Genomic DNA, 15,984 nt, shown 5'->3' with positions numbered 1-15,984 from the left:
GCGAGACCCGCGATGACAACTGAATACACTCCTGACCGCAAAGAGACGCTCGAGCGTCGCATGTTCGACGACCTCCTCGCGGACCGACGGCTCTCCCGCCGATTGACCTACGCGAAGTACGCGGTCATCGCGACCCTCGGCCTGAGCTATCTGGGCGTGCTCGGTTTCGGCTTCTTCAAGTCCGCGGCCCAGCCCATCGTTCCCGGTGGATACGCTGCCATGATTCGCATCGAAGGCGAAATCGGACCAGGCAAGGCGGCCAGCGCCGAGCGGCTGAATCCCCTCCTGGAGAAGGCCTTCGCTGACGTGAACGCCAAGGGCGTCATCCTGCGCATCAACAGCCCGGGAGGCACGCCGGTCCAGTCGGCGCTCATCAACGACCGCATCCTGCAGCTCAAGAAGCAATACCCGGAGAAGAAAGTGGTGGCGGTCGCCGAGGACATGATGACCTCGGGCGCGTACTTCATCTCCGTCGCAGCGGACAAGATTGTGGTCAACCGCTCCACCATCGCTGGCTCCATCGGCGTCATTACCAAGGGCTTCGGTTTCCAGGGTCTGATGGACAAGCTGGGCGTGGAACGCCGGGTCGTGACCGCAGGTGAGTCAAAAAACATGATGGACCCGTTCGGGCCCCAGACGGACGACGAGAGGACGAAGCAGTCGGAGCTCCTGTCGGCCATCCACAAGCACTTCATCGATGCGGTCAAGGCCGGCCGGGGTGCCCGACTTCACATGGAGACACCGAATTTGTTCTCGGGAACCGTTTGGACGGGCGAAGAGGCCGTTCAACTCGGCCTTGCTGACACCCTCGGAGATATCGAATCTGCGGCCCAGGCAAGCTTCGGCACCAAGAACATCCATGAGTACGCGCCGGCGCGTGGTCTGCTGGAGTCCCTCATCTCGGGCGTCAGCGTGCAAGCTGCGGCGCTCCTCAAGCCAGAGGTCGAAGGCCCGCAACTCCTTCCCCGATAGGGTCATTGCTGAGTCCAAAGGAGGGCGCCATTGGCGCCTTTCCTCATGGCCCAACCCGGTCTACGACTGGCAAGAAAAAAGCGCCTCCTGGGGAGGCGCAGAAGAAGAGACTTAGTGAACCGTCGAGAATTCTGCCTTGAAGCGGTCGATTTCCTTGAGAATCCCTGCGTCGCGGCAGCACAAGTTGTCGATGAGGCAGACGCGGTGGCTGCCGTTGACCACAAGCTGGGCTCGGAGGAACCAACCTCGAAGCCAGTCCTTCCGGACATTCTCCACGACGTACTTGCGGCCGGTCGTCTTGTCGATGACCTGCTTGCCGACCAGGGGATGGCCGGGCACGTAGTGGTGCGACGGGTAGAAGGCATTGCGTTGAGCGCGCGCAGCCTTCACCTTGAGCCAATGAACCAGGTCGAAATGCGAGTACTCGACAGCGGGAACCGAAGAGTGCGGGAGAGCGATGGCGTTCATGAAGCGTCCTTACTGAGTTAACCTGCCTCGTCTAGATACGAGCTCGAGTGGCCGGCGGCGAGGTCTAACCCTTAGGCACCGCCGCTGCCAACACGGCAAAACGCCCTCGGGGGAGGGCGTTTCACGGAGGAATCGGAGAGCTGCTAGTCCGAGCGAAGGCAGAACTGCTCGAAGGCTGCCTGAAGAAAGCCGACCGGTCCGTACTCGCGGTTGACCGCCTCTGCGCCTTCGTGGCCACCGGATTGCCGATACGCAAGCGTTTCTCCTTCGCGCACGTACCAAAGCTGCTCTCCCGCTGGTCCACGGTCCAGGCTGACGAACAGCGAAAGAGCCGGGCGCAGAAGAGAGAGGCCATGACAGACGTCCGACAAGATGCTCTCCGAGGGCTTGGTCTCGTGCAGCCACATGGCGGTCGGTTCCTCGCGCCGAACCTCGACCCCTCTCGCCTTTAGAAGAGGCAGGACTTCGGCTTTGAACGCGTTGATTGCGGTCGCGCTGGCGTGAACAACGAGGGTGGTCTCGTACTTGGACAAAGGTAGCGCTCCTGTTGGGTTAGATGCTCGGTGTAGCCATATGAGTTTGGCGAGCACATCGCGAACCGCAGGCTCGCTCCCGCAAGGTTGGGGCGGCGAGATGAAGCTGGCCGGCAACACTTCCCCCTCCGTTAGTGCGCCCAATCTGGCGCAAAGGCACTGGAAAGGCTATTCTCCGAACGTCGCGATAGCCCGCGTAATTGGATTCAAACTGAGCCAACGCGAAGGTGCACTTATGGACATTCCCAAACTCCCCGCCTTCGTTGGCCCTGATTCACCCACCGCGGACCGCATGCATTGGGTCCGTGTCCCTTTCGATGTTGTGCTCGGGATGTACAAGGAGTCCGTGCTTCGCGTACAGCGCCATCACTTGCGCCGCGCTAAGGAAGCTCGACACATCACAGGTTCCGACAACCCCCTGCACGTCAACTTTCTTGCAGCACGGACTGCTGACGGAAAGACTCGACTGATTGACGGGTACACCCGCATCACCGCCATCCTGCACGAGGGGAAGGTTGCTCCTGCCCAGGTGTGGCTGGGGGTTGCCGATTGCGAGAGCATCACGGATGCAGAGAAGCTCTATGACGCCGTCGATAGCCGCGCGGCCGTCAAGCGGGGCCGGGATGCATTTGAGGAAGGGTTACGTCGCTCAGGCCTTCTGGGCAAGCTCACCAGCCCGGCCTTCGTGCGAGGCCAGGCCGTGTCAGCTGTCGCTGCGGCTGCCGGCGACCGCGACATCCGTAAGGCCGTCTACGAGCTGCGCAAGGGTATTCAGGTGCTCGACCCCATTTCAATTCGAGCGGGCCGCAGCGGGCTTCCTGCTGGCGCCCTGGCAGCACTGCTGGTCGTCGCATCGAAGGAGGAAAGCCGGGCGCCGGAGGTACAGGCCTTTGCAGCTGCGATTCAGCATCCAAAGGAGGTGCCGCTCGAACGACGCAAGGAGCTCGAAGCAGCCTTCAAGTGTGCCGAAGCCTTGAAGCATCGACGAGAGGCAAACGCGCTTTCCGGCAAGAACGTGGAACCCATCATGGAGTTGGTCCTCGGGTACTGGGAGCAGCATTCGGGCAGGGGTGGTCCTCGAGCAACTCCTGTCAAACGCGACGAGTACCTGGCGACCCCCGCCTGAAGCACGAAAAAGCTCCCCTCAAAGCACTTGCTTCAAGGGGAGTGTTCGGAATGATGGCTAGGCCAGTTCGGTTTCGAGCGATTCGATGGCGGTGATTTCCCATCCTCGCTCCAGGCTGAGAGAGGCTTCGTTGCCCTGGTTCTCGCCCAGCACATCGAAGAGGAGCTTCAGGAAAGCACTTGGAGGATAGAAATTCTCCGCGGCCTCCTCATGTGGGGCCTCGACTGCCAACACGATGGTGACAAAGCAGCGGGTTCCAGCTCGGTTACCAGAGCGCTCCGGGCAAACCTGGCCGCGCACCAGGGTCGCCACGCCTTTCGGGAAGGTCCGAGCCTTCGCGTGACGGGCATTGAACGCCTGGATGAACGCGTCACTCAACTGGCCTGCGGAGACCGTAGCGTTGCGGGTAAAGCCGGTAGCGTCGAATTCGACGTTAAATTGCGCCATTTATGTTGCCTTTTTGATTACAGGAGGGGCACAACGTGCCGATGTACTACTTCCTGTAGAGACGCCGGCAAGGCGGCCCTATACCGAGCAGGTCAACTCAGCGAGCATCTCCATGCCCAACAAAATCGTGTTCATCGGCAACTGGCGCTTCTTCGAAGGCCGCAAGTACTGGCACACGGACATCGACCTTGTTGCCGATATGCGGCGCAAAGGCGTGCGTGACGGCAAACTCCACGGGGTTGCCCTGGAAGCGTTCGTCGTCGCCTGTCTGCGGACGCCGGACTATCAGGTACTCGGCGTCCCAATGGACGCTCAGGACTATGCCGCGGTCAGCGCTGCTGCACTCGAGGCGGCGTAAAGGCGCCTCGTTCTTCAATCCCCTGTCGACTCCTTGTCTACAGGGGATTTTTTTCAGCCAAAAAGGAAATCCCCCGGCAGCTCAAGCTGCGGGGGGATGAATCATCCCGCGGGGCCCATCACGGAACCCAAGAGAGCGCGGCATCGAAGTCGCTTGCGGCCATGGGGACGCCGACCTTGCAGATATGCAAAAACGCGTCCTTTGCTTCCTGCGCAGTGGCGTACTCCATCTCGGTGACCACCACGCGCGCTCCTGAGAATGCCCCAGAAGCTTCGTCGAACCACTTCAGGCCATCGTTGAGAACGGTTTCCTCGAAACCAGCCCACTCGTTGGTCCAGCGGCGGCGCATCAGCGGGCTTGCGACCAGACTGCTGAGCAGGGCTCGCGCCGGCAGCCGGAATCCCGAGTCAGCCTCTGCCTGGTCGACGAACTCCAACTTCTTCTCCCGGAGGTTGGCAACCAGCGCCTTGCCGTCGGCCCACACTGCTCGTTCGGCAGTCGTCAGGTCGTCAGGAAGGGGGCTCGCCTCGTCACGGGCCACCCAAGCGAGGGTCGCAAGCCGGTTCTGGCCGTCCAGTAGCAGCGAACTCGTGGAGTTCCCGCGCAGCATGTGCACGGGGCCCAGCCTTGTACGGCCGGCTTGACTGATGTCGGCCCGGCCATAGGGGGACCAGAGCAGGAAGGCGCCGATAGGGTAGCCGCGCAGGATGGATTCCAAAAGCGCCATTACATCGGCCCTTGTCCAAACGTAGGGGCGTTGGAAGCCGGCGGGCAAGAGCCGCGCGTTGGTTAGGTCCTTCAGCAGGTTGATGAGGAACACCGAATTTTGCTGAATGTTCATTCGTTCTAGTCCTGTGATGTTGTCCTGCGCCGTATAGCTGACGGTCGCGGGAGGCCAAAAAAAACCTCGCGTTAAGCGAGGTTTGGAATCAGGAGTGCAAGCGGGAAGCTTGCGAATGATGAATCAGGGGTTCAGAAAAAAGCAGCGGTTTGCTGCGCAACTTCAATCGAAGCACGAAACTGAGAGCAGAAGCCCTCAAAACGCGCATCGCAGAAGGCGTTGCGAGCACAGCGATTGCAAAAGCAATCGTTGAATAGCCCAACGAAGCAGTGAAATTCGCATCCATCACAATGGACGCAAATAACATGGCTACGGAACATCCCGTAGCCAGCATGTGAGACATGAAGAAGCGTGACAGCTTCAACATAGCCTTCAACATGGCTAGGAATGCTTCGGCGCCACTGATTTGCTTGCCAAGGAGACCTTGCTCCCAGACAGACACAATCAGTACCTTTGTCATACCGCCGACGGCAGCAACGACGAGGGCTAGTGTTACCAGCGACCCAATAAAGTTTGCGATTTCCATATGTGTGCCTCGATGGACGACGCGCAGCGCTCGATGACGAACTCTGGCGAACAACCAAAAAATGTTTCCTATGCACCATATAGGCACCCGAATCAATCGGGTTCGCAGGGCACCCTTCAGGGTCGCTAAAGCGCGGATTTCCCTTTTTGCATCAATGACTTAGGCGCGCATGCCGCGCCAACAGATGTCCATCTTCGACATCCAACGTCATGGGCGCACATGAAGCGCCGCTTCACATGTCACCTCTTGCGACTTCATGACCTAAAACGTCATACTGGGACGGCTGCAAGACCCTCATCGCGCAGCACTCCCTCAACAATACAGTTCGTTGTACTTTGAATACTAACCGTAATGCTTTAGACGCGCAACCGACCCGTCTAAAACGCTTGTCCTGGGCCAATGACTCCCATCGGCAGCTCGTGGATGAACTCCTGGAGGCCTATCGCGTCCACCGAGGCAGCCTTCGCCATCGCGAGCGGACCGTCACCCTGGAAGAAGGCATCATCTTTGACTTCATGCGGCATGCCCAATGCCCGCCAGGCCATACGCAGCCGCACCACTTCGAGCAGTGGGGCGACAGCCTGTTTCAGCAGCGTGGGGTTAGCGCGGGCACGCAGCGGCGCTACCAGTCCAGCGTGCGCCTGTTCTACGACTACGTGGGCAGGGAGCCGCGGCTACGGCAACGCGTGCGCGACGTCACTGGGCAGGAGCTCGTGCAGGTCGCAACGCCCGAGAACTGCATCGTGCACGTGCGTGTACGAGAGCTCGAGGCCGACAGCAGCCGACGGTCATTCACCGATGACGAGACGCAGGCCCTCATCGAACGCATGGACCTCGAGATTCGTCTGGCTCACCAGCAACGCTCCAAGGCACTGAAAGCGCTGCGACGCGACAAGGTCGTGTTTTGCACCGTGCTCGAGCTCGGGTTGCGCGCAGCCGAAGTCTTGGGACTGAACATCGACTCCTTTGAGCGCAACCCCAAGCATCCGAAGATGGGACGGTTCGGCCTGGTGAGGGTCTACGGCAAAGGGGGCGTGTGGCGCAGCGTCCCCATCCTGAACCCAGACCTCAGCCGACTCCTGCAGTGGTACCTCGACGAGGTACGCCCAGACTTCCTGGGCAACGCGGCCAACGGGGAGAAGGCCTTGTTCCTCTCTGAGCAAGGCAAGCGCCTGAGCTACAGCGCGCTTTACCGGTCCTTTGTGCGAATGCGGCGCCTGGCCGGTCTGTCCGAGGAGCTTGTGATGCATTGCCTGCGGCATACCTCGGTGTCCAACAACACGATGCTGGGCTTGTCATCCGAGAGCGTGCGGCTTCGCCACGGTCACCGCCACCAAGCCACGACGCAGGGGTACACCCACTTCCCCGACAAGTTCGTACAGAAAGACTTCAGCAAGGTCATCAAGAGGAACCTGAAGGAACGTGACGATGGCGACTCGGATTGACGTCCAGGAGGCCCCCGCGCTGCAGTGGCGGCTGCATACCGTCATGTCCGAGCGGGGCATCCGTAGCAGCGCCGAGCTGCATCGGCGACTGCAGTCCCGAAAGGTGGACATCACCCACCGCCAGCTGGCCCGTATCGTCTCCCAGCTGCCGCAGCGCCTGAGCACCGAGCTCATCCTGGCGTTGATGGTCGAGCTCGATTGCCGCGCCGACGAGCTGCTCAGGCTTTCGCGTACCGGCAGAAGGCAGGTCAAGGCCACGCCGACGAAGGCCTCCGTCGCAGAGGCCCCGCGCCAGGAGGGAGGGGAGCCACCGGTGACGGGGGCCGACGGCACGCAACCGCCGGCCACCATCGCGCCGGCGCCGGACGACGGTGTCTGCGGACCCGACATGAGTTCGTTGGTGCTGCGCCTGGACGAGGATGAACTTGGATGAGCAGCAACACCAGTTCGGCCAAATCGAGCGAGCCCTGCGCGCTGTGCAAGACCTTCACAGACGAGCCGCAGGCTTTCCTTCCCGACGGACCTGTTTGCTTTGCGTGCTACCAGCGCGACTTCATCGCCGTGGCGTGCAGCGGTTGCGGTGCCTCCACTAGGACGTACCTCGGGCAGGGTGAGGCGCTGTGCCGCAGTTGCCGGGCCGCGGCGCGACCTGGCTGCCTGCGTTGCGCTAAACCGGTCTCTCGACGCTCGTTCGAAGTCCCTGGTGGCCACGTCTGCGCGTACTGCAGACGCTTCTACGAGCCACCCAGGACCTGCTGCCGTTGTGGTCGCGAAAGCCGTCACTTCAGCAGCAACCGAGCCATCGGCCTGACGGAGCGGGTCTGCGCAGGTTGCGCCCGAGGTGACTGCCAGACATGCCGAGGTTGCCGAAAGCACCGGCGTGTCTTTGCACGCGATGCGAAAGGCCACCCGCTTTGCCGCCATTGCGCAAGCGGCCAACCGTTCCAGTGCCCGTCGTGCGGGGAGCAGGGCCGGCGACATTCGTCTACCGAGTGTGAGCGCTGCTACCGACGCCGCGGCGTCCAGGAGGAAGCAGCAAGCCTGGCCAGCCAGATTGCGGCACCTTGGGCTCGCGCGTGCTTCCTCGAGTTCGCGGGGGCCTACGCCGGACAGCTCCTCAACGGACGCGCCAAGGTCAAGTTGAGACGCTACGCCAGGTTCTTTGCGGCGGTGGGAGAGCTTTGTACCTCTGCCGGCGAACTAACCTCCATCGCGTTGCTCAACACTTTTGGAACCGAGGGTTTGCGTCGGCACAAGGTCCCCTTCAGCTGGATGGCTGCGCGATATGCCAATGCTCGCGTCGATTTAGAGCAGTCAGTCGCCCATTCCGGCATGAGTACGCGAAGTCGCTTGCTCGCTCGAGTGGAAAGCGGCTGGCAACAGGAAATCCTGCGTCGCTACCTCGCGTTCCTGATGCGCTGCCAACAGCGTTGGCGTGAGCACGGCTGGGTCGGTGACCACGAACGGTTCACGGACCGTACCGTCACGCTCCTGCTGCGCGCAGCAAAGCGGTTTCTGGAGACGCTGGATGACGACGTGACCTCGGTTCATGCCATCGACCGGCTCGCCCTTGAGCGTTTTGTGACAAAACTGCCTGGGCAACGCAATGCTCTGCACTCGTTCATTCAATACCTCAACCGGCGCGAGAGGCTGTTCCAGAAGCTGGAGCTCGTGTCACCGCCCAAGGGTGCGCTGCCCTACCATCACCTGCTCACGGAGCCGCGGGCTCGCGCCCTGATTCAACGCTGGCTCCATGACGAATCCGTGCACCCCCGAAACGCGCTGATGTGCCTGTTCATGCTGCTGTATGCGCGCAAGGCCGTGCAGGTATGTCGGCTGCGCAGGAAGGTGTTCAGGGTCCACGAAGATGGCCGCGTGTTCGCAAGGTTCGGCCCGGTTTCAACTCCGCTGCCCGAGCCACTCGCACGGATGCTCCTGGACTACCTGGCCGCCATTGAAGAGGCAAGGGGCGAGTTCCTGGCGCCTGATGACTACCTGTTCCCAGGACAACTGCCTGGCCGACCGTTTACGCCGGAAGGCCTGCGCTACATCCTGAACCAGGAAGGGGTCAGCGCCCACGAACTGTTCACCACGGCCATGGCCTCCCTCTTCAGAGGGAGGCTGACCCATCCGAAAGTCATTGCGCGGGCCCTGGGAATATCCATCCCGACGGTTATCCGCTACTGGGAAGCGTTCAGTCCGCGCGTCTCCGACGAGATGACGCAGCTGACGTGACGGACAGTTCAGCGCGGAGGTCGTACAGCTCTTCTGTCATGCGTGGGCTCAAGCACGGGCCATATTCCGAAGTGAAAGGGAGCAGTTCATTGATATTCGCCATCCCTCCGCTAGCTGCCATGTGGCTCATGAGTCCCTTGGCTAGCTCACGAGTCGACGCGGGCAATGGCCGTTGCCCTTGAGCCAACTCCGCTTTGTAGCCGGGCAGAGCTTTTCCCAAGGCCTCACCCGCAGCAGTCTGCCGCCGCCCAAAATCGGACATGTGGCCCACGAGGTCCTCATACTCTCCCAGCCACGATTCGGACTCAACCTCGGAGAGAGTGCGCAACTTGTGGTCCTTGACCTCCCAGAGCCCTTTCGCAATGGCGTGGTCCACGAAGCTTGCGTAGACCGACTGCAGGGTGTCCGGGCAGTAGGCACGCTCAACGTACCCCTGACTCATTGCTGAGAACAGATGAAGTTTGATGACCGACTGGTTATCGATGAAGAAGGCAGGAGGCTTGATGGTGGGGATTCCGATGCAAGACATCGCAGTACATGGGGGAGTTGATGGTCCGCCGTGTAGCGAGGCTCTCCGGAAACTTTTTCCCACCCCTGCTTAGCGCAAACCTGCCGGCTTGGAAGCAGGCTCGGAAGCACTGCCAGCGGCCAACCCGTGAAGGCGAAACCCCTTCCCCGGACCCCATCCCCAGCCTATGGATTTGTGAATTTCTCCTTCGGAGACCGGCAGCTTCCTGATGGACAAGCTCATGGACAACCCTTTGGGTTGCCCACGACCTTGACCACAGGACTCCTGCCTAATTCACAAGCTCCACAGGCTTCTAGTCACTGCGTTTTAGAAAGAAAGAAGAGAAAGACATTCGTGGCAAAGGTCAAGGGTTCGTGGATTTGAAGGAACAAGCTTCCCAGTCGAAAAAAACAGCCTCAGGCGGCCACAGGCGCCAGGCCGAAGATGGCGAAGTGCACGTTCCCGCGCCCTCGCGGCGCACTGCGCTGCACGACCCAAGGCGGGTAGGGCATATGCTTGGGGCTGTCGTCGGTCACCAGCCCCAGGCCACTCGGATTCTTGGAAGATTTGACAACCAGGCAATCGAGAATTGGCTTGAGCCCGCCATAGGCGTTGTCCCAATCGAGCTCGCCGGCTGACCTACGGACCACGACCAAGGCAGCCTGCGCGAGCGGCGCGGCAGGCCTCCGGTCGGCAAGGCCCCGGCTGAAGACCTTCACCGTCCACAACCGGCGAAGTGCCATGTAGGCCTTGGGCGCCATCCCCCGAATCATGTTGTTCGATGACGTCTCCTGGCCAATTTCAAAGCTGTAGGCCAGTCGCGCGCCCTCGCACCACCGCGGCAGCTCGAGGTCGCCTGGAAGCTCAAGGGGGAGGGTGGTCAGAACGGTCTACACAGGTGCAAAGCAAAGTCCCGGCATATCCCGTCGGGCCGTCGGCGGCTGATGGGCAAGCTCAGCCCATCTGGACGGCAGCACGCTGGCCAGGATTCGGGTCTTCTGGCAAGCCAGCCTGGTCAATGTCCAGAGAATGCCGGTGCGCGGACTCCGGATACTTGGCAAGGCCCACGGCGTACGCATTCTTTCCCAGCTCGATGGAGAACGCCGGTCCGCTGATATTGAGCGCCGGATTCGCACGCAGTTGCGCACCGGTGGCCGCCCGCAGGTGCCAGTTGGAGAACTCCGGGTCGGTGGGCTCCGACTGCGGCTCGTAAAGCAGCACCGGACCATGGCGGCCCTTGAAAGCCGGACGCAACGCGCCCCACTGCTTCACGCGAGCGCTATGGATGAACAAGGTCCAGACATCGTGCTGTGCCTCTCGGGGGAGCACCACGCGATGGAAGCACTCTGGCCCGATGTAGTTGAGAAAGCGCTTTACGACACGGCCCGACCACCGGTCCTCGTAGTACCAGCCAGCCAGAATGAGCGACAGGCTGCGCAGGAACGGGTGGTCGTGAAGGCCGTCAGCGTCGCAAGCAACGAATCGGTGCAGGTAGAAGCGCAGCCCCATCGCCGTTCCGATGTACGACCTCTCCATGTAGGGTTGGCCGAGATGGGAAATGTGACGGGTGGGAAGACGGCCTTGCAGCCAAAAGAGACCTCGACGAATCATTCCTATGCACTTTCTCGTGGGTGAGGCGACATCCAATATAGATGCAAGCCTGTTACATTTTAGCACGGCTAATCTAAAACGCAATATCTCTTCGGTTCGGGGCCACTCGGGCCCGCCAATCACCGCGGGCTATACGCGGAAGGACAACTTCACAGGAGAATGGATGAGTTACTCATCAAAGGTGCTGAAGCTCTACTTCAGCAAGGGAACCTCCGACAAGGAGTACCACATCGTCATCGAGGCAATGGCGGGCGGCTACCGCGTTTACGGTCTCAACGGACGCCGCGGCAATGCCACGACGCTTCAGACCAAGGCTTCCGGCCCCGTGTCGCTGCGCGCCGCTGAAGCCGCGTTCCACGCGGTCGTCGAGGAGAAGCGAAAGAAGCAGTACACCACCGACTGGTCGGGTCGACCAGGCGCCGGCATCGACTTCAGCGCCGCAATCATTTCCGGCACGGCGCCCGCATCAGTGGTCAGCCCCGTCATGACCGCAATGGAAGCCGAGCACCTGGTACCGGCTCCTTGGCTGGGCAGCGGTCCGGACATCGACGAGGCCCTCCTGAGCGGTGAATCGGGGACAAGCGCCCAGCTATTGCCAGCAGGGGAGCGGCTCATGGCCCTCGCCACGGTCGGGAACCCTCTCGTGGTGAGCGCCGACGACGGCAAGCCCGGCTTCCTTCCGAAGGACGTGTTGGATGAGCTGGAGGCAGCGCTGCCCCAGTATGTCCTGGACGGCTGCTACGCAGCGGGCACGTTCGTCATTTGTGACGGCTACAGCCTGAAGGACACAGCGGCAGGGCAGGGGGCGCCCTTCGCAGACCGCATCCGGTCCATCGAGGCAGGCCTGCGCCGGCGCAAGCTGGCACCAAGCCATGTGATGCTCCAGCAAGTCTTCTTCGACAGCGACATCCCCCAAGGGGTATACATGCTGGCCAAGCCAGGCTCGGACGTCTTGGTTCGAAGGAACCACCTTCCGTACCAGCGCGCGGCCGCTACGAATGCCGCAGAAGCCTACGTTTGCCGCTTGACGGTCGATTGATTTTTCCTGGTCCGCCTCCGTGGCGGACCTTTTTTGACCCGCGGGCCAGGCAGCGGGGATGTCAGACCGGCGGAAAGGCAACGAACGTTTCCGGCGCTTCTTGCCAACCCTTGCCGGGCACCAGGAATCTGAAAGTGCCGCCCTTGTCGACCTCTCCGCAGCCGAAGGCAGAGTCGGAGACCGACAGGGCCCCAAACCGCAGATTTCCCATCATCCGGCGCACCGCGGCCGCGTACTGGTCAGGCTCCGCCAGGTCGTGTTCGATGACGCCCGTCAGGAGACCTTTTTCTGGATGGATGACGGCTGCCCGTGCAGTCATGCTCTCCCCGTCCGGGTGGTCAACGAAGGCCAGGCTGACCTGCAGCTGCGCAGGGTCACAGCGGTGGTCGACCGCTGCCTGAGCCATGAGTCGACATAGCCCGAATGCCTGTGCAGTGTGCAGTGAGGCTCGGAAGACCTCCCAGGGGGTGCCAAAGCCAAGCACGGTGTGGTGAATCTCGAGCGGCTCGGCGATACCGCCGTCCATCTCGTAGCGTGCGCTGAACGTCAGGGCCGGGCGGCCGGCATCGGAGTCATTTTCTCCGGGCGTGATATCGCCCCGAATGAGAACCATGAAGAGCGCTTCGTCGTTCACAGGGTGCGCCTCCGGCGCACGCCATCCATTGACAGCATCCAGGGCCAGAACCGGCGCCAGGCGGTTGGCTAGCCGCTGCCGGCGCGCAAGGGCGCCTACGAGATTGGACTCCACCTCCATCGCCGTCTTCAGCTCGCGGCAGAAGCGAAAGACATCGGCAGGAGGCATCAGGTACGCGTCCTGGGTCGCCACCTGGCCCGCGACGACCCGGATGTCCTCGACGGGGATTCCGGTCGAAGCGGCGATAGACCTGGCGATGACGCGCGGGTTGGCGGCAAGCGAGAGCACGGCTCCCGCGGGGCGCTCGAAAATCGTCGAAAGGGCGTACGCGCGCCAACCACTCGTCGGAAAGCCGCGCAGCGGGACCGGCTCGCAGGTCAGCATGCCCATGAGAGCGTCGAAGGCGCTCAGCGCACCATCGTCATTGAGTCGGGTGAGCTCTACGGACAGCCGCATCAGCTTCAGGCTGTTCCGCGCGTCCAGCATCTCGAACATGTCTTCGATGAGTGCTCGCCGATGCGCTTCATCTCCCCGTGCGAATGCGTAGAAGCTCTGGGCCAGGTCTTGCGGGGTCATGGGGCGGGTACGTTGTAGTAGTAAGGTGCTGGTAGTATTGTAACCAGTTCTATCACTGTCAGTCAAATCGTGCCCTGCCTATACGGTTGCCGAACTATTTTTTAGGACTTACACAATGGTTGCTTCCATCACTGACTCCACCTTCGAGCAAGACGTCGTCAAGTCCGATGTGCCCGTGCTCGTCGACTTCTGGGCGCCCTGGTGCGGCCCCTGCAAGCTGCTTGCGCCTGTCCTGGACCAACTCGCGGCCAACCACGAGGGCAAGCTGAAGGTTGTCAAGGTCAACATCGACGAGGACCGGGAACACGCCAAGAAGCTGGCCATTCGCGGGGTGCCCACGCTCGTGCTTTACCGGCACGGGGAGGTCGTTGCCCGAGCAACCGGCGCCCAGTCGCTAGGAAAGCTTGAAGCGATGGTCGCCGCCTAAGCCGTCAGCCTCTTTTTTCACAGCCCGCTTCGTGCGGGCCTTTTTGTTAGAAACCAACCCCCGCGATTCCTGGCCGGCCGCCAATTTTTCCGACGTCCCTACACGTGGCTTCCTCAACAGATTCGCCCGAGCAGGGCAGGAGACACACAACATGGCAATCAAGCTCGCCGTCGGCGACGTCGTAGAACTCAAGTCGGGCGGCCCGCTGCTGACCGTGGTCAAGGACCGCGTCGAGCAGGGCAGCAAGTTCGTCCAGGTCGCATGGTTCGACGGTGCGGCGGTTCTGAAGCAGGAAGTGCTGCCGAAGGATTCCTTTCAGGTAAAGGGCATCAAACCGTCACCCGAAGGTGGTACGGCGCCCACCGCTGAGTAACGGGTAACACCCAAGACTGAAGCCGCCCACGAGGCGGCTTCTTCACGCGCGCCCGGCCCGGCGCGCGAGGCCCGATTACAGGCAGGTGTCGTGGGCCACCAGGTTCGGCGAGTCGAACCGGGCACCTGTGGGAGAGATGTAGCCCCCTTTAACGTCAAACGCGATGAGTGGGTAGCCCCCGTCATCGTCCACCACCGCCTCCGACACAGTGGCCACGAGCCATGCGCGCTCCTTACCCGGGGCCCGGAATTTCAGGTTAAGCGTGTCGCCTCGGCCCAATACGTCCTTCACCCGTAGTTTTTGGTCCAGGCTGGCAAGCTCGAGTGTGCGAACGCCGTCCGCGGTGCGCAGGAAGAGCACTCGGTCGGTCGACATGAACATCACACTGGCTGCGCCGGGCAGCGTCCCCTTGCTGTGCACGTAGGTCCCGCACTCGCCTTGCGGCGCATCGCCGACTTGCAGAAGCTGGAAGGCGCCATCGGCGGGGGCGGCGGGAGGAGGTGCGGACGCGGCTCCGCTTCCCAGGTACAGGGCAGCAGTGAGCGCGAGTAGGGGCTTGAGCATGGTGCAGAGGAAGTGAACAACCGCGTCTAGCTTCCCGCCTTTAGCCCGCTCGACGAGGGGCCGCCCTGGGCGTCTCCGTGGGGCTCCGCGCCGCCTACCCGTTCGCTGGCAGCCGTAGCCGGTTCACCACCTGCTCATACACCCAGCTGCTGCGATTCACCTCCGCCGGAGCCGCCGGGCCGACCGCCCTCACAAGTTTCGTGACCGTCCCGGCGTCGGGCTGCAACTCCAGGAGGGCGGCCCACTTGTCGGCTGCCAGGCTGACTGACGTTCGGTGGCCGTTGGCTTCCTTGAAAACAACGATGACGGGCTTGCGTTTCGGCTGCGCCCCTGTGGACAGATTGGGGGATACCAGGCCACCCGGCCGTTCCGCGGTGCTACGGGGGAGGCCGAATGGCGTCGTTATGTCGCGCGGGCTCGCCGGCGTGGGGACCGTTTGTGCACGGTCGCTCGTTGGCGGAACTGCCGAGAAGCCCGTGCGCTCCCCCGCTGCAAGCAACTCGCGTACGGCTTGGCTGAGCAATTGGTCCGACGCACCGGCGGCCGCTAAGGCTCGAAGGGCTTCAAGGTAAACGGGGTCTTCAGCCGACATAACTTCGAATTATGCCTGTCCGACCGGCATAACATAAACATAACTCGCATAAGTTATGCCGTATTATGTCGTTTATGCGATGTGAGGCAATGCAGTAGCGTTGCTTTTCGTGACCGATGCGTTTGATTTCTTTAATTCAATGTTTACTTGCTTTACGCCATCTAAGCTGTTGATATGGAAGGAATTTCCGTTGGACATGTGAGTCTTTTGAGGGGCAAATGTGAGCGAATTGAGGGACACCCGGAGCTTTTGGAGGGACCGTTGTGAGCATAAGGAGGGCGCATAAAGCCCCACATGTGAGCGTTTTGAGGGACTGGGCTGTGGATAACCGGCCAGCTTCGCAAAGGACGACATGTGAGCTTTTTGAGGGATACCCGAACCGCCGACATGTGAGCTTTTTGAGGGAGAGTCATGTGCACGTGTCGGCCAGGCCCGGGCAGTTGTGAGCTTTTTGAGGGACCTTCCCTGGACAGGCCGACCTGTGAGTGTTTCGAGGGACTGAGAATCCGTGCGCGACCTGTGAGCTTTTTGAGGGACCTACTCGACCGCGTGGCAACTCGCCGATAAATGAGGGGATGTCTGTTTGCAAGGAGACAACCTCGTCCGAGGACCCCGATGCCCATCGAAAGAACAGCGGCCTCATTACCTCGTTGCTCGCCGTTGACCTGTGAGGAGGTGACTGTTAGCCTTCTCACATCAAACGACCTAC

Annotated in this window: 18 protein-coding genes; 9 read left to right on the top strand and 9 right to left on the bottom strand. The window is 61.5% G+C overall.

The annotated features are described in order from the left end of the window. The first annotated feature begins 60 nt into the window (after nucleotides 1–60). Nucleotides 61–972, top strand: coding sequence for a S49 family peptidase (locus G3W89_RS29005; protein WP_162487226.1), 912 nt, complete (start codon nucleotides 61–63; stop codon nucleotides 970–972). 111 nt (nucleotides 973–1,083) lie between these two features. On the opposite strand, the gene G3W89_RS29000 is transcribed toward G3W89_RS29005, so the two are convergent. Beyond that, nucleotides 1,084–1,440, bottom strand: a complete 357-nt coding sequence (locus G3W89_RS29000) for a hypothetical protein (RefSeq protein ID WP_162571058.1) — start codon at nucleotides 1,438–1,440, stop codon at nucleotides 1,084–1,086. A gap of 143 nt (nucleotides 1,441–1,583) precedes the next feature. Then, entirely contained in the window at nucleotides 1,584–1,973 is a 390-nt protein-coding gene (locus tag G3W89_RS28995) for a hypothetical protein (protein ID WP_068673903.1), read from the bottom strand. Nucleotides 1,974–2,208: 235 nt separating this feature from the next. On the opposite strand from G3W89_RS28995, the gene G3W89_RS28990 reads away from it, so the two are divergent. After that, on the top strand, nucleotides 2,209–3,099 hold the full coding sequence (locus tag G3W89_RS28990; protein ID WP_162571059.1) for a hypothetical protein: 891 nt from the start codon (nucleotides 2,209–2,211) through the stop codon (nucleotides 3,097–3,099). 57 nt (nucleotides 3,100–3,156) lie between these two features. Here the strand turns inward: G3W89_RS28990 and G3W89_RS28985 are convergent, their stop codons facing one another. Next, nucleotides 3,157–3,546 carry a hypothetical protein gene (locus G3W89_RS28985; RefSeq protein WP_162571060.1) on the bottom strand — a complete coding sequence of 130 codons (390 nt, stop codon included), beginning with the start codon at nucleotides 3,544–3,546 and terminating at the stop codon, nucleotides 3,157–3,159. Between the two features lie 112 nt (nucleotides 3,547–3,658). On the opposite strand from G3W89_RS28985, the gene G3W89_RS28980 reads away from it, so the two are divergent. After that, on the top strand, nucleotides 3,659–3,904 hold the full coding sequence (locus G3W89_RS28980) for a hypothetical protein (RefSeq protein ID WP_068673897.1): 246 nt from the start codon (nucleotides 3,659–3,661) through the stop codon (nucleotides 3,902–3,904). Nucleotides 3,905–4,022: 118 nt separating this feature from the next. Here G3W89_RS28980 and G3W89_RS28975 read toward each other — a convergent pair whose 3' ends face one another. Next, nucleotides 4,023–4,745 carry a DUF262 domain-containing protein gene (locus G3W89_RS28975; RefSeq protein WP_162571061.1) on the bottom strand — a complete coding sequence of 241 codons (723 nt, stop codon included), beginning with the start codon at nucleotides 4,743–4,745 and terminating at the stop codon, nucleotides 4,023–4,025. Nucleotides 4,746–4,833: 88 nt separating this feature from the next. After that, the gene (locus G3W89_RS28970) at nucleotides 4,834–5,271 is read right to left on the bottom strand and encodes a hypothetical protein (RefSeq protein ID WP_068673893.1); all 438 of its coding nucleotides are present in this window, start codon (nucleotides 5,269–5,271) and stop codon (nucleotides 4,834–4,836) included. 419 nt (nucleotides 5,272–5,690) lie between these two features. On the opposite strand from G3W89_RS28970, the gene G3W89_RS28965 reads away from it, so the two are divergent. The 3 genes from G3W89_RS28965 to G3W89_RS28955 all read left to right on the top strand — a co-directional run bounded on the left by G3W89_RS28965 (nucleotide 5,691) and on the right by G3W89_RS28955 (nucleotide 8,951). Beyond that, on the top strand, nucleotides 5,691–6,716 hold the full coding sequence (locus G3W89_RS28965) for a tyrosine-type recombinase/integrase (protein ID WP_162571062.1): 1,026 nt from the start codon (nucleotides 5,691–5,693) through the stop codon (nucleotides 6,714–6,716). After that, nucleotides 6,700–7,149 (top strand): helix-turn-helix domain-containing protein, encoded by a 450-nt coding sequence (locus G3W89_RS28960; protein ID WP_162571063.1) that lies wholly within the window; start codon nucleotides 6,700–6,702, stop codon nucleotides 7,147–7,149. The genes G3W89_RS28965 and G3W89_RS28960 overlap by 17 nt, the downstream gene beginning before the upstream one ends. Nucleotides 7,150–7,856: 707 nt before the next feature. Continuing rightward, on the top strand, nucleotides 7,857–8,951 hold the full coding sequence (locus G3W89_RS28955) for a hypothetical protein (protein WP_162571064.1): 1,095 nt from the start codon (nucleotides 7,857–7,859) through the stop codon (nucleotides 8,949–8,951). A 924-nt stretch (nucleotides 8,952–9,875) separates the two neighbouring features. Here G3W89_RS28955 and G3W89_RS28950 read toward each other — a convergent pair. Together G3W89_RS28950 and G3W89_RS28945 are read right to left on the bottom strand one after the other, a co-directional pair. Continuing rightward, on the bottom strand, nucleotides 9,876–10,220 hold the full coding sequence (locus G3W89_RS28950) for a hypothetical protein (protein ID WP_162571065.1): 345 nt from the start codon (nucleotides 10,218–10,220) through the stop codon (nucleotides 9,876–9,878). A 193-nt stretch (nucleotides 10,221–10,413) separates the two neighbouring features. Then, nucleotides 10,414–10,995, bottom strand: coding sequence for a hypothetical protein (locus G3W89_RS28945; protein ID WP_162577702.1), 582 nt, complete (start codon nucleotides 10,993–10,995; stop codon nucleotides 10,414–10,416). 238 nt (nucleotides 10,996–11,233) lie between these two features. On the opposite strand from G3W89_RS28945, the gene G3W89_RS28940 reads away from it, so the two are divergent. After that, nucleotides 11,234–12,109 (top strand): hypothetical protein, encoded by an 876-nt coding sequence (locus tag G3W89_RS28940; RefSeq protein ID WP_068673887.1) that lies wholly within the window; start codon nucleotides 11,234–11,236, stop codon nucleotides 12,107–12,109. A 61-nt stretch (nucleotides 12,110–12,170) separates the two neighbouring features. Here G3W89_RS28940 and G3W89_RS28935 read toward each other — a convergent pair whose 3' ends face one another. Next, nucleotides 12,171–13,319 carry a hypothetical protein gene (locus tag G3W89_RS28935; protein WP_068673886.1) on the bottom strand — a complete coding sequence of 383 codons (1,149 nt, stop codon included), beginning with the start codon at nucleotides 13,317–13,319 and terminating at the stop codon, nucleotides 12,171–12,173. A 115-nt stretch (nucleotides 13,320–13,434) separates the two neighbouring features. Between G3W89_RS28935 and trxA the strand changes: the two genes are divergently transcribed. Further along, nucleotides 13,435–13,746, top strand: coding sequence for a thioredoxin (gene trxA / locus G3W89_RS28930; protein ID WP_162571066.1), 312 nt, complete (start codon nucleotides 13,435–13,437; stop codon nucleotides 13,744–13,746). 151 nt (nucleotides 13,747–13,897) lie between these two features. Then, entirely contained in the window at nucleotides 13,898–14,119 is a 222-nt protein-coding gene (locus G3W89_RS28925) for a DUF2158 domain-containing protein (RefSeq protein WP_162571067.1), read from the top strand. 75 nt (nucleotides 14,120–14,194) lie between these two features. Here G3W89_RS28925 and G3W89_RS28920 read toward each other — a convergent pair whose 3' ends face one another. Next, nucleotides 14,195–14,683: a hypothetical protein gene (locus tag G3W89_RS28920; protein WP_162571068.1), complete on the bottom strand. Its 489-nt coding sequence runs from the start codon at nucleotides 14,681–14,683 to the stop codon at nucleotides 14,195–14,197. Between the last annotated feature and the right edge of the window lie 1,301 nt (nucleotides 14,684–15,984).

This window comes from Variovorax sp. PBL-H6 (assembly GCF_901827155.1).
Lineage (GTDB): Bacteria > Pseudomonadota > Gammaproteobacteria > Burkholderiales > Burkholderiaceae_C > Variovorax.
The sequence above is the reverse complement of the archived record's forward strand: the minus strand, read 5'-3'. Positions and strand labels throughout refer to the sequence as shown.